The sequence below is a fragment of the Bacillus mojavensis genome, from assembly GCF_012648005.1.
Classification (GTDB): Bacteria; Bacillota; Bacilli; order Bacillales; family Bacillaceae; genus Bacillus; species Bacillus mojavensis.
In genome coordinates this window covers 3,906,939-3,931,634 of the sequence record NZ_CP051464.1, presented here as the reverse complement: position 1 = coordinate 3,931,634, position 24,696 = coordinate 3,906,939, and the positions used below count along the sequence as shown (strand labels likewise).

The window sequence follows — 24,696 nt, the reverse complement described above, 5'->3', positions numbered from 1 at the left end:
GCACTCCTTAGATTTTACCTACTAGATCAAGGCTAGGTGTAAGCGTTTCGCCGCCTTCTTCCCATTTAGCCGGGCAAACTTCACCTGGATTTTGACGAACGTATTGTGCTGCTTTTACTTTGCTGATCAGGTTGCTTGCGTCACGGCCGATACCGCCTGCATTGATTTCAACAGTTTGGATCACGCCATCTGGATCGATGATGAATGTTCCGCGGTCAGCAAGACCAGTTTCTTCGTCAAGCACATCGAAGTTGCGAGAGATCGTTTGAGATGGGTCACCGATCATTGCGTAAGTGATTTTGCCGATTTTTTCAGAGCTGTCATGCCAGCCTTTGTGTACGAAGTGAGTATCTGTAGAGATAGAGTACACTTCAACACCTAATTCTTTAAGTGCAGCGTATTGGTTTTGAAGATCTTCAAGCTCAGTTGGGCATACGAAAGAGAAATCTGCTGGGTAGAAGCAGAATACGCTCCATTGACCTTTTAGAGATTCGTTTGTTACATCGATGAATTCACCGTTTTTGAATGCTTTTGCTTCGAATGGTTGTACTTCTTTACCGATTAAAGACATAATGTTATTCCTCCTAAAAATGGTTTAGAAAGCAATAGTGCTTTCAATAATAATTCTAATTATATATGAATTATTAATTAATATATATTTTTTGTCAAGACAAAACCCCTTAATTATTTTCTCTTTTTCCACTCATCGTGAAGGAAAGTGCTGGTGTGATCAGCATAAATTGCACTTTGACACATATTAAATTTTATATGTTTGATTCTCAATTAGTTGTGATATGTGAGTTTATCCTATAAAAAAAGCTGGCAGCTGGTATAAAAGCTCCAGCTGTCAGCTTTATCTATTAGTTTGCATCAGACCAATTGGTATGGAAAACGCCATCCATATCTGTCCGCTCGTACGTATGGGCGCCGAAATAATCGCGCTGCGCCTGTAATAGGTTGGCGTTGGAACGCCCTGTACGGTAGCCGTCGTAGTAAGAGAGCGCGGTGCTTAAGCATGGGAACGCGCTGCCGGCGCTGATGCCCTCGCAAACGACTTTTCGCATGCCTGTCTGATAGGCTTTCAATTTTTCTGAAAAATAAGGTGCAATCAGCAGGTTTGAGAGATCTGGCTGCTCTTGGAATGCCTCGCTGATGACATTTAGGAAATCCGCTCGGATGATGCAGCCGCCGCGGAAAATCAAAGCGATGTCTTTCAGCGGCAGGTTCCATCCGTAAAGCTCAGATGACATTTTATATTGAGCAAAGCCTTGTGCGTAGGCGCATACTTTTCCCATGTATAAGGCTTGTCTGACGTATTCAATCCAGAGGTCCTTATCGTAATGTTTTTCCTCTGTTTCCGGACCGGCTAACAATGGTTCAGCCGCCATACGTTCTTCTTTTAAGGACGACAGGTAGCGGGCGAACAAGGACTCGGTGATAATAGCGGATGGAATGCCGTTATCAATGGCTTGCATGCTTGTCCATTTTCCTGTGCCTTTCTGGCCGGTTTTATCAAGAATGACATCGATCAGCGGCTGACCTGTATGTTCGTCCTTTTTCCGTAAAATCTCCGCTGTAATCTCTATTAAATAGCTTTTCAGCTCACCTTGATTCCACGTTTCAAAGATGCTGGCAATTTCTTCGAGCGGCAGACGAAGCGTTTCTCTAAGAAATGTATAGGCTTCTGCAATCAGCTGCATATCTGCATACTCAATGCCGTTGTGCACCATTTTTGTAAAGTGCCCTGCCCCTTTTGGCCCGATGTAGACACAGCAAGGGTCTTCTCCGACTTGCGCTGCGATTTTGGTCAGGATCGGAGCGGCTTTTTCATAGACGTCTCGATCTCCGCCCGGCATGATGGAAGGCCCTTGTAATGCGCCGACTTCCCCGCCGGAAATGCCGATTCCTAAGTAGCCGATTCCTTTTTCCTTCAGCTCGTCATATCTTCTTTCTGTGTCTTCGTAGTGGGAGTTGCCTCCGTCCATAATGACGTCTCCTTCTTCAAGCAAAGGTATTAACGAATGGATGACGGAATCGACTGGTTTTCCCGCTGTGACCATCAGAAAGATTTTTCTTGGTGTTTCTAGTGATTGAACAAAATCTTGAAGCTCGTAGTACGGGCTTAACGATTGTCCATCCAGCTTTTTCACAAGCTGGTCCGTTAAATCCCTGGTGTAATTATAGACGGCGACTTTTTCGCCTTTATTTGCCATGTTTAAGGCGATATTGCTTCCCATTACGCCTAAGCCTATGACACCAATTGTATTGAACATGTGTTACATCTCCTTCAATAATTTCATACAACTAAACTTAACAATAAAATAAATCCTAGTCCAGCAACGGAGATAATTGTTTCCAGTAAGGTCCATGTGGAAAATGTTTCTTTCATGCTTAATCCAAAATATTCTTTGAACATCCAGAAGCCGGCATCGTTGACGTGTGAAGCGATGACGCTTCCCGCGCCAGTTGCGAGCACCACTAATGCAAGGTTGGCATCGGACTGTCCCAGCAATGGAATGACGAGCCCCGTCGTGCTTAATGCGGCAACGGTTGCTGATCCTAAGGAGATGCGCAGGATCGCTGCAATGAGCCATGCCAGCAGAATCGGTGATAATGCCGTTTCTTTGAATAAATCTGCTACGTAGTCGCCGACACCGCCGTTGATTAACACTTGTTTAAAGGCGCCGCCTCCCCCAATGATCAACAGCATCATGCCAATTTGCGAGATGGCTGTAGAACAAGAGTCCATGACGGTTTTGATTGGAATGTTGCGTGCGATTCCCATTGTGTAAACAGCAACGAGCAGTGAGATAATCATGGCAGTCGATGCATTCCCGATTAAACGGATGAAAGCCAGGAAACTGTTATCCGCAAATCCTATTGTTTCTTGAAGCAAATCAATGATGGTAGCGATCGACATGATGATAATCGGAAGCATTGCTGTAAATACACTGATTCCAAATCCTGGTGTTTCTTCAAGCTTGAATGTTTTTTGTGTGCCGAGTGACGAAATATTTCCGTTTTTCGCAAATGATGCAGGAACGATTTTTTTCGCCAACTTTGTAAATATTGGCCCTGCAATCAGGACTGTCGGAACAGCAACAATGAAGCCGTACAGCAGCACTTCACCGATGTTTGCGCCGTATTCCCCGGCAATCGCTGTTGGTCCCGGGTGCGGCGGCAGGAAACCGTGTGTGACGGATAATGCTGCGACCATCGGAATACCGAGATATAAAATAGAAATCTTCAATTCTCTTGAAATCGCAAATACAATCGGGATTAAGAGAACCAATCCTACCTCAAAGAACAACGCGATTCCGATAATAAATGAAGCAATCACAACAGCCCACTGTATATTTTTCTCGCCGAATTTGTTGACGAGCGTCATTGCTATACGCTGTGCGCCGCCTGAATCAGCAATCAGCTTGCCCAGCATCGCACCGAGTCCGAAGATGAGTGCGATGTGGCCAAGTGTCCCCCCTATACCTTCTTCAATGGAACTGACAACTTTATCAAACGGCATCCCAAGTGCCAGTGCCACGCCGAATGATACGATCAGTAATGAGATAAATGTGTTTAATTTTAAGCCCATAATCAAAATCAGTAAAGCTAGGATCCCAAGTGCAACAATGATTAACGGCATGGTAATGCCCTCCCCTTCATGTCATGTGCTATTTGTGTGTAATTAGGCTTCTTTGATAATTTGCAATTTGGGTATATTGATTTTCTAATGATCTTGATAGATTAATGAAAATCGGCATTAATGTTCTATATTCTTTGGCCGAATCTTCAATTGGCGTATGTCTGTACGTGCTGCCGACCATGTCGGACACGGCATCGAACGAATCGATTGTCCCTGTCGCATACAGGCCTAAAATGCAGGCGCCGAGACATGAACTTTCATAGCTTTCCGGAACGACAACCTCTGATTCAAAGATATCCGACATCATTTGCCGCCAAACCTCTGATCTTGCAAAGCCGCCAGTCGCTTGAATTCGGGTGACCGGTCCGTCCATGCATTCTGTTAGTGCCAGGAACACAGTGTACAGGTTGTAAATGACCCCTTCTAATGCTGCACGTATCATATGTTCTTTTTTATGTGACATGGTCAGGCCGAAAAATGAGCCGCGTACATCCGAGTTCCATAAGGGAGCGCGTTCCCCGGCGAGATACGGATGGAACAGCAGGCCGTCAGAACCCGGTCTGACGCGTTCAGCAATCTTTGTCAGCACGTCATACGGGTCAATTCCCAGTCTTGTCGCTGTTTCGATTTCTGATGAAGCAAATTCATCTCTGATCCAGCGAAGAACGATGCCCCCATTGTTCACCGGACCGCCGATGACCCAATGCTTGTCCGTTAACGCGTAGCAGAAAATTCTCCCCTTTTCGTCGGTTTGCGGCTGGTCGATAATGGTTCGGATAGCGCCGCTCGTACCGATCGTAACGGCGATTTCTCCTTTTTTAATGGCATTCACACCGAGATTGGACAGTACGCCGTCGCTTGCGCCGATGACAAAAGGTGTGTCCGGATTGATTCCCATCTGTATCGCTAATTTCGGGCTGCAGTGCTGAAAGATCTGGGTTGTCGGCACGAGTTTGGATAAGTGATCCGGCGTAATGCCTGCGACCGTCAGTGCTTCCTCGTCCCAATCCAAGCTTTTCAGATTCATCATCCCTGTCGCTGATGCCAATGAGTAATCGATTACATACTCATTAAATAGCTGTTTAAAAATGTACTCTTTGATGCCGATATATTTTTTGGCTTTAGAAGCAATTTCTTTTCGTTCATTTGTGATCCATGTAATTTTGCTTAACGGTGACATCGGATGAATGGGTGTTCCTGTTCGTTTGTAAACCTCATGCCCATTGAGCTCATCTTTAATCTTATGCGCCCAGCCTTCGCTTCGGTTGTCTGCCCACGTGATGCATGGCGTCAGCGGCTGATCATTTTCGTCCATGGCAATGACGCTGTGCATGGCGCTGCTGAAGGAAATAAATGAGATTTGTTTTTCCGGGTGCTGTTTCGTGATTTTTGCTGTTGTATGGATGACAGCCTGAAAAATCTCTTCCGGATTTTGTTCAGCTGTTGAGATGTCCGGTGTATGGAGCGGGTAGCCGATGCTTTCTTTCTGTACCACTTCTCCGTTCTCAGTGAATAATACAGCTTTTGTGCTGGTCGTACCGATATCGATTCCTAACATATAACTAGTCATTTTGGTGTTCAGCTCCTTTTGCCAGCATTTGTTGTGAGAGCCAGAGGTCCTCTACTTTTTCTTGCACATCGTCAAAATTCTGGTGCAGAGACTGAACCATCAGCGCCCTGTCCTTTGTTTTGATCGCTTGAATATATAGCTCATGGTTGTCCAGAATCCTTGAGAAATCTTCGTACTTTTCCTTTAACCGTACCCGCATTGATAAAAGAATAAAGCTTTCCATTACGGGTTTTAGATTGTTCCAGATCATCTGAATGTATGAGTGATCAATGGCGCGGATAATCGTTTCATGGAATAACACATCCTGAAATGAAAACTCGTCCGCGTCCTCGTATTTGATGGAGACTTTCATGATTTCTAGAATCTTGCTGAGATCTTTGACTAAAGGCTCAACGTCGATTTTGACAAGCCGTTCAAAGACAAACGTTTCTAATAATAAACGCACGTCATATATTTCTGCGATTTCCTTTTCAGTTAACCCAATCACAACCGCTCCCATTCGTTCTAAACGGATGATTTTTTCGGAAGCCAGTATTTTTAACGCTTCGCGAACCGGCGAACGGCTTACGGAAAACTCAGCCGCGATTGTATTTTCTGATAGAATGGTACCGCTTTCAATCATGCCTGAAATAATTCGCATTCTCAGCTCGCAAGCAACGCGAACGCCGGTTGACGCTTTTGAAAGCCATTTTGCGGGATATAACAGGTCCTTGGAATCTAGCATACGCTCACCTTCTTCACTAAGGAGTATACTTGTATACAAGTATGATAACGTGAATGTTTTATTAATGCAAACACTTTCATTTCTAATTTTTAATAAAATTTTTCCTTGTAAATTGGTATATATCCCCAAAAGTAATTATGGTAAATTGAAGAAAAGACACTGTAAATCATCACTTTTTGAAAGAGGCGATTGGATGAAAATCATTATTGCACCAGATTCTTTTAAGGAAAGCTTATCAGCGTTGGAGGCGGCTCATGCCATAGAAAGAGGCTTCAAAACAGTTTTCCCGAATGCTGAATATCGGAAGCTGCCGATGGCGGACGGCGGTGAGGGAACGGTACAGTCATTAATCGATGCCACAGGCGGAATCATAAAAGAGCAGATGGTTACGGGTCCGCTGGGGGAACCGGTAAAAGCGTTTTTTGGCCTAATGGGAGACGGAAAAACGGCTGTGATTGAGATGGCTGCCGCATCGGGATTGCACCTTGTGCCCGCAGAGAAGAGAAATCCGCTTGCCACATCTACTAAAGGAACGGGAGAATTAATCGGAGCCGCTCTTGATGCGGGTGCAGAGCATTTGATCATCGGAATCGGCGGAAGCGCCACAAACGATGGCGGAGCCGGGATGGTTCAGGCGCTGGGCGGGAGGCTTCTTGATGAATCAGGCCATGAAATTGGACCCGGAGGCGGTGTGCTTTCTCAGCTTTCTTCAATAGATTTGGCAGGACTTGATCCCAGATTACGAAATGTAAAAATCGAAGTCGCCTGCGATGTGGATAACCCGTTAACAGGGCCAAGAGGGGCTTCCGCTGTTTTCGGTCCTCAAAAAGGCGCCACGCCTGACATGGTGCGTATCCTTGACCAGAATCTGTCCCGCTTTGCGGATGTGGCAGAGAAAACGCTTGAAACAAGCTTCAGGGAAACAGAAGGCGCCGGTGCAGCAGGCGGTCTCGGATGGAGTCTTCTTGCTTTTCTCAGTGCTGATTTGAAGAGAGGCATTGACATCGTCCTCGATGCGGTCCAGTTTGAAAGCGAGGTTCAGGATGCAGATCTTGTGATTACCGGCGAAGGGCGGATTGACAGCCAGACAGTTTACGGGAAGACGCCGATTGGCGTGGCCAAAGCGGCTAAGGCATACGATGTGCCTGTCATTGGACTTGCGGGATCCGTTTCGCGAGACAGTGATGCGGTCTATGCACACGGGATGGATGCCCTTTTTAGCATCGTGCCGGGAGCCGTGCCCCTTGCAGACGCACTTGGGCATGCAGCCGAGAATATGGAAAGAACGGCAAGAAACATTGCGGCATCCTTAAAACTGGCGAAAACGATGTATCTGATATAAAGCCGGGGCAAGCACATGCCCGTGCATATTCACCCTCCTTTCTGGGTACAGACAGGTAACAAGCACAACCTAGAAGGAGGACGCAGACATGACTGTACAAGAAATCAAAGGCAAAAAACTAGGTAAAGGGATCGCGCCGAATGTAAAACCCGAAGCCTTATTAAATGATAAACGAAAAGTATTTTTGTTTGGTTCCCCGAGTTACACAAACATCGGAGACCAAGCGATTGCGTATGCGGAAGAGAAATTTATTAAAAATCGTTTTCCGTACTATGAATATATTGAAATTATGGACTATGCGACGGATGAAGGCATCGAATTAGTGAAGGAAATCATCCGTGAAGACGATATTGTCTGCTTTACCGGCGGAGGAAATTTAGGCAATCTTTATCTCGATATTGAGGAGGACAGAAGGAAGGTCTTTGCAGCGTTTAAAGACTATAAATCCATTTCTCTTCCTCAATCCGTCTATTTTGAAGATACAGAGGACGGAAACAAAGAAAAGAAAAAAACACAGGATGCGTACCATCAAAATCCACATTTAACGATTGCCGCGCGGGAGACGCAGACGCTCGATGTTGTGAAAGAAACCTTTAATTCAGATGTGATCTTTACACCGGATATGGTGCTGTCTTTGGATATCGTACCGAAAGAGCTTGAACGGGACGGCGTTCTTTTTATTTTAAGAGCGGACAAGGAGAAGGTAACCGATGAAGATTTTATTTCACACATGATGAAATGGGCAGAAAAAACAACCTACGCGGAGCGTACAGACACGGTGCTTGATACGGTCGATATGATTGATTACGAGGATCGGGAAAAGCATTTTATGGAGATGCTTGACCGCATCGGTTCAAGTAAATTGGTCATTACCGACCGCCTTCACGCTATGATCTTCTCGATTATCACCAAAACACCATGCCTCGTCTTTGGAAATAGCTACGGCAAAGCTAAACATTCATACCGGGATTGGCTTGAAAGCTTAAACTTCATTGAATACACAGATAAAAATGATATTGAGGAATTAGAGCAAATGATTGACCGCCTGCTTCAAGCAGAGCCGAATGATGTTGATTTGTCTAAGGATTTTCAGCCGCTGGTTGATTTCTTTAGATCGTAATGGAAAAAGCAGACTGGGAACAGTCTGCTTTTTTCTGTGCTAATGATCGTTTTCCAGACGCACAGTTTCATTCGTGATTCATTCTCGCTGCGCCACTTTGTCGGAGATGATATCTTCTTTAGTTTAAGCTATATGGACTCTCTACCTTATAAGCCAATGGAATTGATTACACTCGAAACATCAGAATGAACTTTATCAAATGAAAGGTAATCTTTCATTTTATCAGTGACACTATCTATTGCTTTTCCAGACATATGATGGTTGAGGATTTCTCGTTTTGTCTTTATAGCCTGCTCGGCATCTGTAATGTTTTCAAGGATCGAAGACAAATTCTTACGGTCTTCCTGGAATGCATAGCTTAATTGTTTTTTGATTGAATTCATTAACGCCAATTTTTGTTCTTGTCTCTTCCTCTCTTTGAATGCAGCCAATTGTTCAGGTGTCATTTCAGAGGTATTTATACCAGCATTTGAAAAAATCGAAGTGCTTGAATGCTGACTCGTCATTCTTTGCATAAAACGGTCAGCGTCTGTTGGTTTCTTATTCATAAAATCCATGTATCTTTCTCTCCTTATGAAATCCCCATTCGACTGGCCGCTGCCAGATCTGCATCATGATACGCATGTCCCATATGTCCGAGATCATCTGCAATCATCTGTAGAAAGTGTTGCAGATTGAGCGCTGCATCTACTGCCTGATCATATTTTTCTTTTGAGTAAAAAAGGTGGTGCGGTTTGTTCATTTTGATCTTATTGATCAGATCATCGACATCGGAAACTGATAATTCATCATAGGCGCCAAAACCAACCATTCGTGCATGCATATTCCTGACATCCTCAATTGAATCCTTTACTTTGTCATCGATTCTTTCAATCTGGCGTATCATTTTTGACCATTCCGTTTCGGCAACATGCTTTAACTGAGTACTTGTATTCATTAATACATGTGATTTGATCAGAATCGAAACACCTGTATTGGCCTTCACATTCGTTGATTTCATTTGCTCAAGCATCGCTAATGCAAAGTCAGGGTTGTTCTTTAAAACGTCATCCACAGTTTGGACAGAGCCATCTGAATGGAAGTTGTATCGATCCAAGCCGTGACTTCCCATCAAGGCTTCAGCAAATAGTGTAATATCAAGAGATTGATTGCCATAATGTTTAAGTCCAAGGCCCAGCATTTTCACTTCATCAGGGAGGCTATTATTCTGTACACCATTCGGCAAAGCTTCGTCATACATCACTTTTACTTTGCCTACTTCAGCAGCATCCCGATTCAGCAAGGATAATCCATCATTTAAATTAATATATTCTGTTAAACGGCTGCGAAACTCTCCCTTTAACGCTCGGGCTTTTACATCCTCAGGCAGGTTTTCATATATGTTAGGATTCTCGAAAGTGACACCGCGTTCTATAAAGTCATTCATCACTACGACATAGCCTGCATTAGAACCGCCTAATGAGTGACCCGTTACTTGAATGTCAGCATTTTTAAAATTTTGATGTATTGTTTTTGCATATTGATCTGCCTGAATGGCCTGATTATCTGTTCCATCATCAAACGGCTTTTTGCCAACTAGATAACTAGTATCCATGTGAAGCCAATCCTGCAAAATCTCATTTGAATATTCACGAAGCCCTTTTGCTGAATCATAAAAGGAACCATCTTCATCTTCAGGAATGTTGATTCCCTTTTTCTCTACTTCTTTAATAAGCTGTTCCCGCTCATCACGATATTGTTTTATTGTATCTTGGAATTGGCCGGGGCTGATGGGTTCTGATCCACGGTATGCGATGATGGCGTTTTGGATTTTTTCTTTGTCTTTTCCATGGTTGGAAATTTTGTAATCTTTTTCGGATACTAAAGTAAGGGCATCAAGCCCTTTTTTCGTTTTTTTATGATCAACTACATATAACTTTTGTCCATTACTTATCTCAATGTTAGTACCAATACGATAGTTTCTAAGATTATATGCAGCACTTGATGCTTTATTATAATCTTCGTCTGTAAGTGAATTCTTTTTTCTAGACATAACTTCACTCTCCAAAAACTTGTATATATTGTATAATAAATTAAAAAAGGATGAAATACCATGTCATTTGTAAAAAAAATACTTATAATAGGTACGATCGTATTGATTGTTGTATTAGGTATTTCTTACGGAATAGTAAAAAAAATGAATATATCAGATCGAACAACAGAAGAGACTGGAGGTAAACAGACAGTGAAAAAAGAAGAAAAAAGCGATAAAGAAAAAGCAGAAGAATATGTAGAAAAGATGAAACCAAAAATTAAAGAACATCTAAAGGAGGAAGATATTCATAATTTTATTAAAAAAATTACTTTCGAGGATAAAGTTGAAATAAACCCAATGGGAAGAATAATAGTAAATGGATATATAAATGACAATCCAGATAAGTTTTACTTCTCAGCAGATTTAATTTATGATTCCAATAAAGTGGACGGAATGAGTTACCCTGAGGATGTAGGTAATCGTTTTACAGATTGGAGCGAATACACCAAGAAAGAAAAAGAAGAATACATCAAAACCGCTTACCCCGATAAAAAAGAGCGTGAACAATATTTAAGAGATATCGGAGAACTAAAATAAACAGGCCAAAATGCCTGTTTACTTTCGCCGATTCGTATCCCAAAAAAGACTGCCCTCCTCCGGGGCAGTCTTTCTTTATTAAATATGAAACAGCCAGATGACAAGCGGTCCGAAAAATGAGCCGAGAACCGCATAGAGTGTCATGGAGACAGAACTCATGGATACGGCTAGTTCTCCATATTCAAATGCTTTTGAGACAAGCTGCAGCTTTAGAAGCCAAGGAGCTCATCTATCGTTTTACCGATCCTTCCGATAGAAGAGTCAGTCTGTTTACTATTACAAAACTCGGCAAACAAGCATTAAAGGCAGATCACCAGATGCGCCTAGAACGTTATGAACAGATGCTGAAAGAGTGGTCAATACATGAAAAAGAGATGTTTGGCGAACTTCTGCAGCGTATGAACAAGGCCTTTGTCGATTAACATCAAAAAACCCATGCATATTAAATCTGCATGGGTTTTTATGGTGTGCAATCAAATGGGAAGCTCTTATTTGGTGCGTTTAACGGCAGCCCAGACACAAGCAAGCCCGACAGCCGCAGCCGCAGTTACCGCCGGGCGCTTTGTGGCCTTTACATAATAGCTTCTTGACCGAAGCCACCCTTTATTTCTCCCCCTGTCATGCATGCCGTAGCCCGCATGGTAAAGCGCGCTTTCTTCACGCGGTTTGGACGGTCTTTCCGCATGCTGGCTGTAGTACATGATTTTTTCCATCAGCCTGTCGGTCAGCCGGGGGAAGAGTGTACCCAGCATGGCGATGGATTTTGCCTGCGAGCCGATGTACATGTCGCGTTTCGGATGTTCAGCGGCAAACAGGATGGCTTCGGCTGCAGCTTCCGGCGGATAGATCATAGAGCGGTAATGAGCCGGCTGTTTGTCCAGGTAGCTTCTGGCGTGTTCGTTGTAGGGTGTGTCGATTCTGCCTGGATGGATGAGTGTGACCGAGACGGGTGCCTGTTCTTTTTCAAGCTCCATTCGAATGCTTTCTGTCCATCCGTGAAGCGCGAATTTCGCAGACGCGTAGGTGGATTGAATGACGGTTCCTCTGTCGCCGAATAGGCTTCCTACATTGATGAGAGCACCCGGACCTCCTCTGCTTGTAAAGTGTTTGACGGCTGCCCTTGTTCCATAGACCGGACCCCAGAAATTGGTGTCAAACACGCGCTTCATGTCTTCGGTGGTCACATCCATGGCGTGTCCGAAAACCGAAACAGCAGCGTTGTTAACCCATGTGTCAAAATGGCCGAATGTGCTGATCGCGGTTTCTGCGATGCGGTTGACGTCTTCTTCTTTTCCCACATCTGCTTTTACATAGATGGCTTCGTGCCCTTTTTTCTTTACTTCGTCAACGAGCTCCTGAAGGGCCTCTTCATTTCGGGCTGCTGCGACGACTTTTGCTCCTTTTTCGGCTGCCATTCTCGCGGTGACGAGGCCGATTCCGCTTGTAGCACCGGTAATGACGATGACTTGATCCTTTACTTTTTTCAGTTTGAGCTTCGTTTTCGGGTTTTGCTGTTTTTCAAGCTGTTCAGTATTGGTGACCGTATCATCATTTGGCATCGAGAATCCCCTCCTAGACATGTTTGTCTACATTTACCCCAACCGGGAGGCCACTACCCCTTTTTGACAATCCCATGGTTCTTTTTTATATTATATAAGTCGCTCTACCATACCTAGGAGGGAATGTTTCAATGACTAGCAGAGGAGATTCACGTGAAAAAATCCTTCACACAGCATCACGTCTGTTCCAGCTGCAAGGATATCACGCGACGGGCTTAAACCAGATTGTGAAAGAAAGCGGTGCTCCTAAGGGATCGCTTTATCACTTTTTTCCGAATGGCAAAGAAGAATTAGCAATTGAAGCGGTTTCATATACAGGAAAGATCGTTGAACATGTGATACAGCAAAGTATGGATGAATCCTCTGATCCAACAGAAGCGATTCAGCATTTTATCAAAAAAACCGCCAGCCAGTTTGACAATACGGAAAGCATTCAAGGGATTCCAGTCGGCTTGCTGGCGAGTGAAACGGCGTTAATCAGCGAGCCGCTGCGCACGGTTTGCATGAAGGTGTTTAAAAGCTGGGAAGCGGTTTTCGCCAGAAAATTAATGGAAAACGGATTTGCAGAAGAAGAAGCAAATCAGCTTGGGATGCTGATCAATTCGATGATTGAAGGCGGTATTATGCTTTCGTTAACGAATAAAGACAAAACGCCCCTTCTTCTCATTGCCGAACAAATTCCAGTATTGGTGAGAAAAAAAGGGTAGCAATTTGTTATCCTTTCCCCTACAATTATATAGAACGGTCTAGTCGGAAACCTGAAGTATATAGACTGGTCTAAATTGGAGGAAACAACATGAAAACGTTAAGTAAACATTCACTGCCCAAAGAAAAAGTGCCTTACTTGCTCCGCAGCGGAGAGGGAGAGCGCTATTTGTTCGGCAGACAGGTTGCGACAGTGATGGCAAACGGAAAGAGCACGGGAGATTTGTTCGAGATCGTGCTGCTTTCTGGGGGAAAAGGGGATGCCTTTCCGCTTCATATTCACAAAAATACGCATGAAGGGCTTCTTGTTCTGGACGGTAAGCTTGAACTGACACTTGATGGTGAACATTATCTTTTAGTAGCTGGTGATTATGCGAACATTCCGGCCGGAACGCCGCACAGCTACCGGATGCAGAGCCATAGAACACGGCTGGTGTCTTACACAATGAAAGGGAATGTCGCACATATGTATTCCGTGCTTGGAACGCCGTATGATCATGCTGAACATCCGCCGCACGCAAGCGAAGAGGTATCAAAAGAGCGTTTTGCAAAAGCGATTGAGGTGGCGGACATTATGTTTGCGGAGGATGAAAACCCTGCCGGTGCTCCAAAACTTGTGGAGAATACAGAACTTCCGGATGGCGTTGTTCCATATGTGCTTGAGTCTGGAGAAGGAGACCGTTTGTTGACGGGCGATCAGCTACACCGGATAGTGGCTGCGCAAAAGAATACAGACGGGCAATTTATCGTTGTATCATCTGAAGGTCCTAAAGGCGATCGCATCGTTGATCATTACCATGAGCATCATACAGAAACATTCTATTGCCTTGAAGGGCAAATGACGATGTGGGCCGATGGTGAAGAAATTCAGCTTAATCCAGGAGATTTTCTGCATGTTCCTGCCAACACTGTACACTCCTATCGCTTGGATTCTCACTATACAAAAATGGTGGGGGTATTGGTTCCGGGCTTATTCGAGCCGTTTTTCCGCACGTTAGGAGATCCGTATGAGGGGCATATCTTCCCGAGTGAACCTCAAGCTTTGCGATTCGACCGTGTCTTGCAGAATATCGACACATTAGATTTAAAGGTCATGAAACCATAATATCTCCGGGCTTCCTGTGAAGCCTGGCTTTTTATTGTGAAGGTGACAGGATTGTAAGGTTTTTCCTTTGTGTTGCCATCTAAATCGATGTTTCTTCGCTTCTATTTTTCATACGCTTGAGGTATAGAAATAAAGGAGCGTGATTCATATGGCTTCATTACAGCCGACTCTGACAAATGAGCGGATTGGTGTGCTTGACGTGTTAAGAGGAATTGCCATTTTCGGCATTCTATTTGTGAATTTGGCGCACTTCAGTTATCCGGATATGTATTTGTCTATGCTTGGAAAGGATAATTTTTTCACGGAAAAGTGGTCTGGTGCCGACTTTGCTGTAGCAGACATATTGAAATTTTTGATTCAAACCAAATGTATTTTACTGTTTTCATTTTTATTTGGGTTTGGCATGGTGGTGATGATGGAGAGAGCGTTAAGCAAAGGAAAACGTTTTGTCTCGCTTTATATCAGAAGATTATTGGCACTCTTCATCTTTGGTACCATTCATGCTTTTTTGATATGGGACGGGGATATCTTAACGGAATATGCCCTGCTTGGCTTGGTTTTCCTTTTGTTCAGAAAAGCAAAGCCGAAAACACTGTTGATATGGGCAGTCTCTTTGTATCTCCTGTTTTCGCTCCCGTTTATTTTGGCAAGCTTTCATCAAGCGAACGGTCAAGAATGGGCACAGGCGGCCATTCAGCAGGCGAAGCAGGCGCTGCATGCTTACGGAAACGGCAGCCTGAAAGACATTGCGGAACAGCGAATCCACGACCGTCTCGTATATATGTCAATGAATGGCATGCTGACCTATAATCCGCTGAATTTCTTTTTTGCCTCCATCCCATATTTCAGTATGTTTTTGCTGGGCGCCGCGGCGGCAAAAGCAAGATTGCTGCATCAGCCGGAAAAGCACCGCAAAGCGTTAAAAAGAGTATGGCTGTCTGGGCTGGTCATTGGCATCAGCGCTCATATATTGTACAGTGTGACCGAAATAGAAGTATGTTTGCTGGTTGGAGCGCCTTTTCTTATGTTTTTCTACGTCACAACGATTGTGTATCTATATCATAAGACAAGACTGGCTAAGCCGCTGCAATACTTTTCCGCAGTCGGGAGAATGGCATTTACCAACTATCTCATGCAATCAATCATTTGTACGTTGATTTTCTATCATTACGGGTTGGGGTTATACGGCAAAGTGTATCCGGCTGCGGGCGTGCTGATCACGATCGCGGTATGTGCCCTTCAAATGATTTTCAGCCACCTGTGGCTTCGGGCATTTCGAATGGGGCCGTTTGAGTGGCTTTGGAGGAGCCTTACGTATATGAAATGGCAGCCGATCTTGAAGAAATCATAGATAAATAAAAGTCTAGACTCATATTGGAGTCTAGACTTTTTCAGGTTTTCAATTATTTATATACAACCCGTGTGCGGCAAATGATGTCATGCAGGCCCTTTTTCTCTCCGAATGCCACCATGATAAAACCGATATAAAAGATAATTCCAGATAATATGTACGCAAAGTAACGGCCGATTGCCTGCCCGATAGACACGCGTCCGCCTTGTTCATTGACTACTTTCAGCCCGAGAATTTTCTTGCCGAGCGTGCCTTGCATTTTAGAAGCTGTAAGCAGCCCGTAATATAACACACTGATGACAATCATAATCAGCATGGTTGGCAAAAAGGCAAGCGTTAAGTATTTCATCATATATTCGTCTTTTGTCATGTATGGGTCTGTTGCGATGGATCCAGCGATAAATACCGAATTGATAATAAATAGAATAATATAGCTAGGAACAGATACAATAATGCCATCAATCAAATAAGCTAAAACACGAATCCAAAATCCTGCCGGTTTTTCCATGTATATTTCTCTCTCCTTTGAATTAATCTGGAACAGTATACTTTGTAAAAAAAGCTTTTGCAATATGATATGGTGATAAAATCCTGATATTACTGAAAAATGAGTCTTTTATCCTTTCTTTTCTACTATATAAATATACCAGAGATCATTAAAAAGCATGTCTTATACATTATTAGAAGCCATAAAGCAGTGCCAAATGACTGAGGATGAAGTTCGTTATGATGAGAAAATCGGCTTGCTTCCGCCGGTTAAACGAAAGGCGAACGGTCATCGGGTGTTTAGTGAGGACGACAAGAAACGTCTGCTGTTGATCGACAGACGGGTTGGATGATATGAGCACGAGCTGCAAGCAGGTATGGGAGCTAATTGAAGCGAATCTGGAGAGCGAGGAAGGGTTTGGACCCTCGCATACTGGGTATTTACACCAGGTTTTGGCATAGAACACAACACTGAAATTAAGGTAGAAACACCATCGATTTCTATTAGTTTTTCCTTTATGATAATAAAGGTTAATATTTCTATTTTAGGAGGTGTCAATTGATCATGTCCAGAAAAAATCGCGTGGTGATCTTGACTGTGATTTCTGCATTCCTTTTTTGCGCTATGATTGCTGCGGCTTCACTTTCTCCGCTGGCAGACACGGGGTCCTCAGCCAATCAGTTCAACTCTATCGGTATGTGGTCGGCAATTGGTATGATACTTGTTTTCTATCTCATTCCCATCCTCATTTACATGCTGGGTGTGGATGCGATGAAATTTGTGATGGCGGCGCTTTGCGGCATGGGTTTGCTGATTCACTTATCTACTGCCGCCATTGTGCTGATGGTCAGTATATTCAGTGACCATCCGCTTTCTGATGTAATCACTGTGACGGTGCTCTGTCTCGCTTCAGCGGCTGTAAACATCATTTGGTTTTTTGCCGCTTTTCGTTCTTCGTCAAAGAAACCTGTCACAAGGGATTTTACATAGTTTTCTATTTTCGCTGATGCATGATTTTTCTGTGAACTACATTTATTCACTGAAAATGACTGAACTGGGGATGATAGAAAAAGAGAATCTGCAAGGGATGCAGATTCTCTGAACCATGTTTATTTAGCTGCTTGAATAAACACACCTTTTTCATGGGAGAACTCTTTAAATCCGTATACCCCATGGTAAGAGCCGATTCCGCTTGTATTCACGCCGCCGAATGGCAGGTTGACGTCACTGAAATGAACGACGACATCATTGATGGCTGCATTTCCTGATGTGGTGTGCTGAAGGACATTGTCGATCAGGTCTTGGTTGTGGCTGAATACATAAAGCGCGAGCGGTTTATCGCGGTCATTTACGTAATCAATGACTTCATCGATGTCTTCATAGTTCATCATCGGCAGGATCGGTGCAAAGATTTCTTCCTGCATGATCTTCATATCTGGCGTAACGTTTTTCAAAACGGTTGGCGAGATCGTACGGTCGCTTGCATCAAATACGCCGCCGAACACAACTTCCGCGCCTTTCTCGATGGCATCGTCGTATAAAGCTTTGACGCGGTTAAAGTTGCGGTCATTGACAATTTGCGTAAATTTGTTTCGATCCGGCGTGTAATCATCTTCCATAAATCCTGCGTTGACGATGGTTTGTAAAATGCCCGCGAACTTGTCCTGCACGTCTTTTTTAATGAAGACATAATCCGGCGCGATGCAGGTTTGACCGGCATTTACGAACTTGCCAACAGCAATTTTTTTCGCTGCGTCCATTAAGTCGTATTCACTGTCGATGATGGTCGGACTCTTGCCGCCAAGCTCAAGCGTGACAGATGCCAAGTGCTTGGCGGCTGCTGTCATGACGATTTTTCCCACATTTGTGCTTCCGGTGAAGAAAATGTGGTCGAACGGCTGATCAAGAAGCTCAGTGGCCACTTCAACCTCTCCTTCAAAAATGGCAACTTCTTTTTCGTCGAAAGCATCTCGGATGACTTTTGCGGCAATGTTGCTCGTGTTCATCGTAAAGTCTGACAGCTTCACAATGGCACTGTTTCCTGCTGCGATAGAAGCGGCAAGCGGCGCCATCGTCAGCATAAACGGGTAGTTCCACGGACCGAGTATAAGCGTAACGCCTTTAGGCTCGTACATGAGGATTCCGTTGGCATCAGAGCTTAAGGATGAACCGACTTCTTTGGGTGTCATCCATGTTTCCAGGTTGTTCATATTATCTCTGATCGCTTTTTTTGTACCTTCGATTTCTGCTTTTTTGACCTCGTGATACGGCTTCCGCACGTCTTTGCGGATCGCTTCAATGATTTCCTCTTCATGTGCGATGACGGAATCCAAAAAGCGCTGAAGCTTTTCTTTGCGCTGTTCCGCTGTTGAAGCACGCAGCACTTTTTGCTGTTTTTTCTGAAGCTGGAAGACGCGCTGAATGTCGTCTTTTACTTGCTGTTCCATTGTAAAATCCCCCTCATTTGCTTTCTGCTTATCTCGGAACTATTATAAAGTGGTATCTTTTCTATAAGAAAGACAACGGAGAATCATCTATACGTTACCGTACATATATCGAACATCTGTCTAAGTTTGGAGGTGACTCTTTTGCCGGAATCTGCTGAGGCTCAAATCAAACAGGCGCTTCTGGATTTATTAGAAAAAAGGGATATTCGACAGATTACAATGAAAGAAATTGCTGAACACGCACAAGTGAGCCGCGGGACACTCTATCTTTATTACGAGGATAAGTTTTCCATCATTGAGGATTTGATGGGTGACATGCAGGAAGGATTGAGCGAAGCGCTCTATGAAGCGTTCAAGCATATGGATACACTTCATCTCAGCCAAAAGCGGCAAACCGTGCATCCGACATTGTCTTTTGTTCATCAGCATCAATCTTTCTTCTCAGCAATGATGGTTAGAGACAACGTACCGTATCAAAATTTCCACCGATTTTTTAAAGATGTGTTTCAGCAGGATGTCATGCTGTCTCCGATTCATGTCAATTTGACGCCCATGGAGCAGGAGATTTACGGACATTACAGGGCTTTGTATACGTATGCGATTATTTTGTACTGGCTGAATGAGGATGCGTCTGCGTCTCCAGAAGCCATCAGCCACAAGGTATGGGAACTTGTTTCTCAGAAACGGTTTTATTGGCTGTTTGGACAGGCTGTTGAAGCGGGGCCGGAGGAGAACAAGCAAATTGACCGTCGTGTTGTCCGCACGAGACAGGCGCTGCAGGAGGCGTTGCTGGACGTATTGGCGGAGAAAAAAGACTATGCGGCGGTGACGATTTCGGATATTACCAGAAAAAGCAACATTCGCAGGGCGACCTTTTATGATCACTATGCCAATAAAGATGAGCTGGTACAAGCGATGATTCATCAATCGTGTGCAGATATGATTGACCGGCTGACGGTGAGTGCCAGTCCGGATGAGCTTTCTTTAGCGGAAGCTGAGACGGCGCTTGCCAGCCTGCTTTCTGCGTTATCGGAGCGCTCGCCTATTGTCCGGTTTCTCAATCCTGAATGGGGAATTCCTCATGTGATACCCAGCATGTTCAAAGCGCTGGAATCTTTTTACCTGCATCAGCAGCTTGATATCCGCGCGGGAAAGAAACTTTATGCTTATTATGTTTCCGCTATGATTATCGGTTTGATGTTGTATCGGCTGGATGAGGGAAAGGCGCACGATCCGAGGGTGCTGGCCAGGGAGTTTTTGCAGTTTTTGGATGTGAAGAAGTATAAGATTGTATTGCTTTGAAAAACAAAAAAGAGAGGGGCTGAATCCCCTCTCTTATTTCGTCTCTTCCTTCCATTTCTCATCAATCAGCATCTTCCCAGGCCATGTATACGCCATGATGCCGCCGTCTGCGGTGATGTCTTCGCCTGTGACGTATGAACTGTCGTCAGATGCGAGGAACAGCGCCACCGTCGCCATTTCCTTCGGTTTGCCGAGTCGGCCGAGCGGCGTGATCCATTTGTTGGCTTCGCGGAATTTCTCGCCCATTTCCTGTTCCTTGGTGCCAGCTAATTTGTCAATCAGCGGCGTTTCAATCGTACCCGGTGAGATGGAATTGACGCGGATGCCGTTTCTTGCGTAATCAATTGCCATCGCTCTTGTCAGGTTTGTGATACCGCCTTTTGCGGCGTTATAGCCGGAGCGGTCAAGGTCCGCAGCCCTGCCTGACATGGAGGAGGTGTTGATGATGGAGCCTCCTTTTTCTAGCATAAGCGGAATCAGGTATTTGCTGCAAAGGAACGTGCCGCGCAGATCGACTGCGATAATGCGGTCAAACAGATCTACTGGATATTCGTGCACTTTTCCGCCTTCCTGATCGACGCCGGCGTTGTTAAAGAGAATATCAATTGTGCCGTACGCGTCTTTGAGTTGATCAGCAAATTGTTTCACATTTTCTTCATCTGACACATCAAGATGAAAAGCTTCAGCCTGTCCTCCGTTTTGTCTGATCGTTTCGACTGTCTCTTTCATTTGATCTTCATTAATGTCGCCGACAATCACACGCGCGCCTTCATTGGCAAAAACCTCTGCCGTCGCTTGCCCAATGCCTGTCGCGGCGCCTGTGATCACAGCTGTTTTGTTTTCTAATCGTCCCATAACAAGAATCCTCCTTTTTTATTTGTCTTCCCGCTGTGTGCAGTGATAAACATGTGAAAAAAGTAATACCTGCATATGGTAAGATGAATGAGAAATTGTGGGAGGTTTTATGTGTTTTGAAGATACAGCATAAGAAGGAACTCAAATTTTATTGTCTTGTCACGATTCCGGCTGCGTTTGCTGTGCTGACTGTCATCTCTTTTTTATTGCAAGAGATTACGTTTCCGGTTACAGCTAGCGCACTTCTGAATGCGTCATGGCATAATCTATTGTTTCTGATACCGTTCTGTTTGTTTTTCTATCCGGTGCATATTTGGATGAAGCGGGAGTTTGGCCGTTGGAATGATGCAGGACAAAAGAGAGGCTGATCCTCTCTTTTTCTTATCCGATTGTCTAGAAAAAATAGTGAAAACTCACCCAACTAATGTTAAATTGACATATATATGCATCTATCGTTCTTTGATGAAAACCATATTGACAGAAGTCATCATTTGTGATAAATAGATGCTGAAAAGAGTTTACATAACATCACAAAGCATGAAAAAGGAGCGAGCGGAATGGCCAAAAAAGAGTTTAAAGCAGAGTCCAAACGACTGCTGGATATGATGATTAATTCCATTTACACCCAAAAAGAAATTTTTCTGCGCGAGTTAATTTCCAATGCGAGTGACGCGATTGACAAAATCTATTACAAAGCGCTGACTGATGATGCGCTAACCTTCGATAAAGACAATTACTACATAAAAGTTGCGGCTGACAAAGGTGCGAGAACGCTGACAATCACGGATACAGGGATCGGAATGACAAAGGACGAGCTTGAACAGCACCTCGGTACGATCGCCAAAAGCGGCTCTCTTGCGTTTAAAAAAGAAAACGAACTGAAGGACGGCCATGACATCATCGGGCAATTCGGTGTCGGATTTTATGCGGCGTTTATGGTTGCCGACGTGGTGACCGTTATCAGTAAGGCGCTCGGCAGTGAAGAAGCGTATAAATGGGAGTCTGCAGGCGCGGACGGCTACACAATTGAGCCGTGTGAAAAGGATTCTGTCGGCACAGACATTATTCTGAAGATCAAAGAGAACACGGAAGATGAGAGCTATGATGAATTTTTAGAAGAATATCGTTTAAAAGCGATCATCAAAAAGTACTCCGACTTCATTCGCTACCCGATCAAAATGGATACAACAGTTAACAAGCCGAAGGAAGGCAGCGAGAATGAATTTGAAGAGGTGCAGGAAGAACAGACGGTCAACAGCATGGTGCCGATCTGGAGAAAAAACAAGAGCGAGCTGACAGATGAGGACTATGAAACGTTCTATTCTGAAAAGCATTACGGATTTGATAAACCGCTCACACATGTTCATATCAGTGTGGATGGTGCCGTTCGTTACAACGCGATTCTATTTATTCCTGAAAACATGCCGTTTGACTATTACTCTAAGGAATATGAGAAAGGCTTGGAGCTGTATTCCAACGGCGTGCTGATTATGAACAAATGCGCGGATCTGCTGCCGGACCACTTCAGCTTTGTAAAGGGTATGGTCGATTCTGAGGATCTGTCGCTGAACATTTCCAGAGAAATGCTGCAGCATGACCGCCAGCTGAAGCTGATTGCGAAAAACATCAGCAAAAAGATCAAAAGCGAGCTGCAGAGCCTGCTGAAAAAAGACAGAGAAAAATATGAGACCTTCTACAAATCATTCGGCAGACAGCTGAAGTTCGGCGTGTACAATGATTTTGGCGCGAATAAAGATCAATTGAAGGATCTCTTATTATTCTTCTCTTCCAAAGAGAAAAAACTGGTCAGCCTAGACGAGTATGTATCCAGAATGCCTGAAGAGCAGAAATATATTTACTACGCGACCGGTGATTCATACGATCGGATTGAAAAACTGCCGCAAACGGAAATGGTAGCGGACAAAGGCTATGAAATTCTTTACTTTACAGAGGATATTGATGAATTTGCGATCAAGATGCTCGCTTCATATCAAGAAAAAGAGTTTAAATCTGTATCAAGCGGCGACCTTGGCATCGATTCAGATGAGGATCAAAAGCAGTCTGAAGAGGAGGAAAGCAAGTACAAGGATCTGTTTGAGGAAATGAAAAATATTCTGTCCGGCAAAGTGAAAAACGTCAGAGTATCGAAACGCCTCAAATCTCATCCGGTCTGCCTTGCAGCTGACGGTGAAGTGACAATCGAGATGGAAAAAATCTTAAATGCGATGCCGGAAAGCCAAAATGTAAAAGCGGACAAAGTGCTGGAAATCAACCCGAATCACGAGGTATTCAAGACGCTGCAGAACGCTTTCGAACAAGATAAAGAGAAACTAAGCCTGTACACATATCTCCTGTACAATCAGGCGCTTCTGATCGAAGGTCTGCCAATTCAGGACCCTGTGGAATTTACGAACAATATGTGCAAAGTAATGGTGTAAGAATAAAAAAGGAATCGTCCAAATGAGACGATTCCTTTTTTTATTTATGACGTCCGTTCATTGAGTACACGGCTTTGTCTGTTGTTCTTTCTTTTAAAACGTTGTTTCAAGCTTGCTTCAATTTCTTCCAAGCTTTTCCCTTTGGTTTCAGGAACCATGTAAAGGGCGAAGAAAAATGAGAGAAGACAAATGACTGAGAAAATCATAAAGACCCATGCGATGCCCATTACGCTGAGCATGAGCGGGAAGACGAGCGACACGATCAGGTTGGCTGCGGATAGCACCAAAGTGGTGAACCCTGTCGCTGCTCCGCGTGCTTTGGACGGGAAGAGCTCAGGCATGAGCACCCAAACCACCGGCCCCCATGTCGCCTGGTAGAATACGATATAAACTCCGAGAAATACGACGGTGAGCCAAGCTGTTGATGTAGAGAGCCCCAGCATCAGGAGCACAGCCGATAGTGCGGCCAAGCTCAGCGTAATGCCGACACTTCCCCAGATCAGAAGCTTTTTGCGGCCGACACGGTCAATTAAGATCATGGCGGTGATACACATGATGACGTTGAGGACACCGATTCCCATTGTGCCGAGTGCAGAAGCTGACGTACCAAGGCCAGCCTTTGTAAAAATGGTTGGCGCATAGTATATCACCGTGTTAATGCCGACAGCCTGCTGGAATATAGCAAGACCGACCCCAATTAAAAGCATGGGACGAATCCATTTGGCTTTTAACACGCCGAGTGTTGTTTCTTTTTTCTCAGCTTCCCCTTGCTTCATCTCCGCCAATTCTATTTCAATATCTTTTGGATCATGAGTGATTTTCATGATTCGTTTTGCTTCATCTTCACGTCCGCGCTTCACGAGCCATCTTGGCGATTCCGGCATAAACGCGATCCCGATTAATAAAAGCACGGCAGGAACCGCAGCCAGCCCCACCATCCAGCGCCACGCTTCAAACGGTGTGAATAGAAAGTTTACGATATATGCAAGTAAAATACCGGTGACAATCATTAGGTTGTTCATCGTGCCGAGTGTTCCGCGGATTTTTGTCGGCGCCATTTCTGAAAGGTAGACAGGCACCAGCGCCGTTGAACCGCCTACGGCTAAACCGAGAATGACCCGAGACATTATTAGCATGGTGACGGTTTGAGAAAACGCACAAGCGAGCGCCCCAATGATAAAAATGATGGAAAGGACAAATACGACTTTTCTCCTGCCCCAGCGATCGGAGCACGTCCCGCTGAATGCGGAACCAAAAATCGCGCCGAGTAGCAGCATGCTGACAACCAATCCTTCTGTCAGTGTTGTTAAAGGGATATCATTGTTGATAAATAGCAGCGCGCCCGAGATGACGCCCGTATCGTAACCGTAAAGCAGCCCCCCTAAAGCGCCGAAAAAGTAGATCAAATATTTCCTTATATTTATCTTCACAAATGTT

23 protein-coding genes and 2 pseudogenes are annotated in these 24,696 nt (G+C 44.3%); 12 read left to right on the top strand and 13 right to left on the bottom strand.

All coding sequences use genetic code 11. The annotated features are described in order from the left end of the window. Nucleotides 1-7: 7 nt before the first annotated feature. From ahpC to gntR, 5 genes are all read right to left on the bottom strand, one after another. Entirely contained in the window at nucleotides 8-571 is a 564-nt protein-coding gene (gene ahpC / locus HC660_RS20375; protein WP_010332567.1) for an alkyl hydroperoxide reductase subunit C, read from the bottom strand. A gap of 289 nt (nucleotides 572-860) precedes the next feature. After that, a complete protein-coding gene (gnd, locus tag HC660_RS20370; RefSeq protein WP_168749246.1) occupies nucleotides 861-2,273 on the bottom strand; it encodes a decarboxylating NADP(+)-dependent phosphogluconate dehydrogenase in 1,413 nt (470 codons plus the stop codon). Nucleotides 2,274-2,296: 23 nt separating this feature from the next. Beyond that, nucleotides 2,297-3,643 (bottom strand): gluconate permease GntP, encoded by a 1,347-nt coding sequence (gntP, locus tag HC660_RS20365; RefSeq protein ID WP_168749245.1) that lies wholly within the window; start codon nucleotides 3,641-3,643, stop codon nucleotides 2,297-2,299. A gap of 28 nt (nucleotides 3,644-3,671) precedes the next feature. After that, entirely contained in the window at nucleotides 3,672-5,213 is a 1,542-nt protein-coding gene (gntK, locus tag HC660_RS20360) for a gluconokinase (RefSeq protein WP_168749244.1), read from the bottom strand. Beyond that, complete coding sequence (gene gntR / locus HC660_RS20355) at nucleotides 5,206-5,937, bottom strand: gluconate operon transcriptional repressor GntR (RefSeq protein ID WP_010332563.1); 732 nt, start codon at nucleotides 5,935-5,937, stop codon at nucleotides 5,206-5,208. The genes gntK and gntR overlap by 8 nt, the downstream gene beginning before the upstream one ends. A gap of 193 nt (nucleotides 5,938-6,130) precedes the next feature. Here gntR and HC660_RS20350 point away from each other — a divergent pair, with 193 nt between their 5' ends. Further along, a complete protein-coding gene (locus HC660_RS20350; RefSeq protein ID WP_168749243.1) occupies nucleotides 6,131-7,279 on the top strand; it encodes a glycerate kinase in 1,149 nt (382 codons plus the stop codon). A gap of 88 nt (nucleotides 7,280-7,367) precedes the next feature. After that, nucleotides 7,368-8,399, top strand: coding sequence for a polysaccharide pyruvyl transferase family protein (locus HC660_RS20345; protein ID WP_010332561.1), 1,032 nt, complete (start codon nucleotides 7,368-7,370; stop codon nucleotides 8,397-8,399). Nucleotides 8,400-8,545: 146 nt separating this feature from the next. Here the strand turns inward: HC660_RS20345 and HC660_RS20340 are convergent, their stop codons facing one another. Together HC660_RS20340 and HC660_RS20335 are read right to left on the bottom strand one after the other, a co-directional pair. Continuing rightward, on the bottom strand, nucleotides 8,546-8,956 hold the full coding sequence (locus HC660_RS20340) for a hypothetical protein (RefSeq protein ID WP_168749242.1): 411 nt from the start codon (nucleotides 8,954-8,956) through the stop codon (nucleotides 8,546-8,548). Nucleotides 8,957-8,970: 14 nt separating this feature from the next. Then, the gene (locus HC660_RS20335) at nucleotides 8,971-10,431 is read right to left on the bottom strand and encodes a lipase (RefSeq protein WP_168749241.1); all 1,461 of its coding nucleotides are present in this window, start codon (nucleotides 10,429-10,431) and stop codon (nucleotides 8,971-8,973) included. 60 nt (nucleotides 10,432-10,491) lie between these two features. Here HC660_RS20335 and HC660_RS20330 point away from each other — a divergent pair, with 60 nt between their 5' ends. Further along, the gene (locus HC660_RS20330; protein ID WP_010332558.1) at nucleotides 10,492-11,010 is read left to right on the top strand and encodes a DUF1433 domain-containing protein; all 519 of its coding nucleotides are present in this window, start codon (nucleotides 10,492-10,494) and stop codon (nucleotides 11,008-11,010) included. Nucleotides 11,011-11,088: 78 nt separating this feature from the next. Here HC660_RS20330 and HC660_RS21420 read toward each other — a convergent pair. Further along, nucleotides 11,089-11,205 (bottom strand): annotated as a pseudogene (locus HC660_RS21420) (LrgB family protein); the annotation flags it as partial. Here HC660_RS21420 and HC660_RS20325 point away from each other — a divergent pair. Further along, nucleotides 11,184-11,432 (top strand): annotated as a pseudogene (locus HC660_RS20325) (MarR family winged helix-turn-helix transcriptional regulator); the annotation flags it as partial. The pseudogenes HC660_RS21420 and HC660_RS20325 overlap by 22 nt on opposite strands. Nucleotides 11,433-11,498: 66 nt before the next feature. On the opposite strand, the gene HC660_RS20320 reads toward HC660_RS20325, so the two are convergent. Then, nucleotides 11,499-12,569 carry an SDR family oxidoreductase gene (locus HC660_RS20320; protein WP_168749240.1) on the bottom strand — a complete coding sequence of 357 codons (1,071 nt, stop codon included), beginning with the start codon at nucleotides 12,567-12,569 and terminating at the stop codon, nucleotides 11,499-11,501. Nucleotides 12,570-12,700: 131 nt separating this feature from the next. On the opposite strand from HC660_RS20320, the gene yxaF reads away from it, so the two are divergent. The 3 genes from yxaF (at nucleotide 12,701) to HC660_RS20305 (ending at nucleotide 15,730) form a co-directional block, all read left to right on the top strand. Beyond that, entirely contained in the window at nucleotides 12,701-13,276 is a 576-nt protein-coding gene (gene yxaF / locus HC660_RS20315) for a transcriptional regulator YxaF (RefSeq protein ID WP_168749239.1), read from the top strand. 89 nt (nucleotides 13,277-13,365) lie between these two features. Next, nucleotides 13,366-14,379 carry a quercetin 2,3-dioxygenase gene (locus HC660_RS20310; RefSeq protein ID WP_168749238.1) on the top strand — a complete coding sequence of 338 codons (1,014 nt, stop codon included), beginning with the start codon at nucleotides 13,366-13,368 and terminating at the stop codon, nucleotides 14,377-14,379. A gap of 148 nt (nucleotides 14,380-14,527) precedes the next feature. After that, nucleotides 14,528-15,730, top strand: coding sequence for a DUF418 domain-containing protein (locus HC660_RS20305; RefSeq protein ID WP_168749237.1), 1,203 nt, complete (start codon nucleotides 14,528-14,530; stop codon nucleotides 15,728-15,730). Between the two features lie 52 nt (nucleotides 15,731-15,782). Here HC660_RS20305 and HC660_RS20300 read toward each other — a convergent pair whose 3' ends face one another. Continuing rightward, nucleotides 15,783-16,238, bottom strand: coding sequence for an RDD family protein (locus tag HC660_RS20300; protein ID WP_168749235.1), 456 nt, complete (start codon nucleotides 16,236-16,238; stop codon nucleotides 15,783-15,785). A 157-nt stretch (nucleotides 16,239-16,395) separates the two neighbouring features. Between HC660_RS20300 and HC660_RS21190 the strand changes: the two genes are divergently transcribed. Together HC660_RS21190 and HC660_RS20290 are read left to right on the top strand one after the other, a co-directional pair. Then, the gene (locus HC660_RS21190; protein WP_244956476.1) at nucleotides 16,396-16,569 is read left to right on the top strand and encodes a MerR family DNA-binding transcriptional regulator; all 174 of its coding nucleotides are present in this window, start codon (nucleotides 16,396-16,398) and stop codon (nucleotides 16,567-16,569) included. A 212-nt stretch (nucleotides 16,570-16,781) separates the two neighbouring features. Then, nucleotides 16,782-17,207 (top strand): DUF5391 family protein, encoded by a 426-nt coding sequence (locus tag HC660_RS20290; RefSeq protein ID WP_168749233.1) that lies wholly within the window; start codon nucleotides 16,782-16,784, stop codon nucleotides 17,205-17,207. A 119-nt stretch (nucleotides 17,208-17,326) separates the two neighbouring features. Here the strand turns inward: HC660_RS20290 and HC660_RS20285 are convergent, their stop codons facing one another. Further along, complete coding sequence (locus HC660_RS20285) at nucleotides 17,327-18,664, bottom strand: aldehyde dehydrogenase family protein (RefSeq protein ID WP_168749231.1); 1,338 nt, start codon at nucleotides 18,662-18,664, stop codon at nucleotides 17,327-17,329. A 141-nt stretch (nucleotides 18,665-18,805) separates the two neighbouring features. On the opposite strand from HC660_RS20285, the gene HC660_RS20280 reads away from it, so the two are divergent. After that, a complete protein-coding gene (locus tag HC660_RS20280) occupies nucleotides 18,806-19,966 on the top strand; it encodes a TetR/AcrR family transcriptional regulator (RefSeq protein WP_168749229.1) in 1,161 nt (386 codons plus the stop codon). 33 nt (nucleotides 19,967-19,999) lie between these two features. Here HC660_RS20280 and HC660_RS20275 read toward each other — a convergent pair whose 3' ends face one another. Beyond that, on the bottom strand, nucleotides 20,000-20,821 hold the full coding sequence (locus HC660_RS20275) for an SDR family oxidoreductase (RefSeq protein ID WP_168749227.1): 822 nt from the start codon (nucleotides 20,819-20,821) through the stop codon (nucleotides 20,000-20,002). Nucleotides 20,822-20,937: 116 nt separating this feature from the next. Here HC660_RS20275 and HC660_RS20270 point away from each other — a divergent pair, with 116 nt between their 5' ends. Together HC660_RS20270 and htpG are read left to right on the top strand one after the other, a co-directional pair. Next, complete coding sequence (locus HC660_RS20270; RefSeq protein WP_168749226.1) at nucleotides 20,938-21,189, top strand: hypothetical protein; 252 nt, start codon at nucleotides 20,938-20,940, stop codon at nucleotides 21,187-21,189. A 189-nt stretch (nucleotides 21,190-21,378) separates the two neighbouring features. Next, the gene (gene htpG, locus HC660_RS20265; protein ID WP_168749224.1) at nucleotides 21,379-23,259 is read left to right on the top strand and encodes a molecular chaperone HtpG; all 1,881 of its coding nucleotides are present in this window, start codon (nucleotides 21,379-21,381) and stop codon (nucleotides 23,257-23,259) included. A 44-nt stretch (nucleotides 23,260-23,303) separates the two neighbouring features. On the opposite strand, the gene HC660_RS20260 is transcribed toward htpG, so the two are convergent. Next, nucleotides 23,304-24,689: a sugar porter family MFS transporter gene (locus HC660_RS20260; RefSeq protein ID WP_168749222.1), complete on the bottom strand. Its 1,386-nt coding sequence runs from the start codon at nucleotides 24,687-24,689 to the stop codon at nucleotides 23,304-23,306. Nucleotides 24,690-24,696: the final 7 nt, after the last annotated feature.

Excerpts from the sequence above, each read along its gene's own strand:
- ahpC (WP_010332567.1), bottom strand. The coding sequence starts at position 571 with ATGTCTTTAATCGGTAAAGAAGTACAACCATTCGAAGCAAAAGCATTC.
- gnd (WP_168749246.1), bottom strand. The coding sequence starts at position 2,273 with ATGTTCAATACAATTGGTGTCATAGGCTTAGGCGTAATGGGAAGCAAT.
- gntP (WP_168749245.1), bottom strand. The coding sequence starts at position 3,643 with ATGCCGTTAATCATTGTTGCACTTGGGATCCTAGCTTTACTGATTTTG.
- gntK (WP_168749244.1), bottom strand. The coding sequence starts at position 5,213 with ATGACTAGTTATATGTTAGGAATCGATATCGGTACGACCAGCACAAAA.
- gntR (WP_010332563.1), bottom strand. The coding sequence starts at position 5,937 with ATGCTAGATTCCAAGGACCTGTTATATCCCGCAAAATGGCTTTCAAAA.
- HC660_RS20350 (WP_168749243.1), top strand. The coding sequence starts at position 6,131 with ATGAAAATCATTATTGCACCAGATTCTTTTAAGGAAAGCTTATCAGCG.
- HC660_RS20345 (WP_010332561.1), top strand. The coding sequence starts at position 7,368 with ATGACTGTACAAGAAATCAAAGGCAAAAAACTAGGTAAAGGGATCGCG.
- HC660_RS20340 (WP_168749242.1), bottom strand. The coding sequence starts at position 8,956 with ATGGATTTTATGAATAAGAAACCAACAGACGCTGACCGTTTTATGCAA.
- HC660_RS20335 (WP_168749241.1), bottom strand. The coding sequence starts at position 10,431 with ATGTCTAGAAAAAAGAATTCACTTACAGACGAAGATTATAATAAAGCA.
- HC660_RS20330 (WP_010332558.1), top strand. The coding sequence starts at position 10,492 with ATGTCATTTGTAAAAAAAATACTTATAATAGGTACGATCGTATTGATT.
- HC660_RS20320 (WP_168749240.1), bottom strand. The coding sequence starts at position 12,569 with ATGCCAAATGATGATACGGTCACCAATACTGAACAGCTTGAAAAACAG.
- yxaF (WP_168749239.1), top strand. The coding sequence starts at position 12,701 with ATGACTAGCAGAGGAGATTCACGTGAAAAAATCCTTCACACAGCATCA.
- HC660_RS20310 (WP_168749238.1), top strand. The coding sequence starts at position 13,366 with ATGAAAACGTTAAGTAAACATTCACTGCCCAAAGAAAAAGTGCCTTAC.
- HC660_RS20305 (WP_168749237.1), top strand. The coding sequence starts at position 14,528 with ATGGCTTCATTACAGCCGACTCTGACAAATGAGCGGATTGGTGTGCTT.
- HC660_RS20300 (WP_168749235.1), bottom strand. The coding sequence starts at position 16,238 with ATGGAAAAACCGGCAGGATTTTGGATTCGTGTTTTAGCTTATTTGATT.
- HC660_RS21190 (WP_244956476.1), top strand. The coding sequence starts at position 16,396 with ATGTCTTATACATTATTAGAAGCCATAAAGCAGTGCCAAATGACTGAG.
- HC660_RS20290 (WP_168749233.1), top strand. The coding sequence starts at position 16,782 with ATGTCCAGAAAAAATCGCGTGGTGATCTTGACTGTGATTTCTGCATTC.
- HC660_RS20285 (WP_168749231.1), bottom strand. The coding sequence starts at position 18,664 with ATGGAACAGCAAGTAAAAGACGACATTCAGCGCGTCTTCCAGCTTCAG.
- HC660_RS20275 (WP_168749227.1), bottom strand. The coding sequence starts at position 20,821 with ATGGGACGATTAGAAAACAAAACAGCTGTGATCACAGGCGCCGCGACA.
- htpG (WP_168749224.1), top strand. The coding sequence starts at position 21,379 with ATGGCCAAAAAAGAGTTTAAAGCAGAGTCCAAACGACTGCTGGATATG.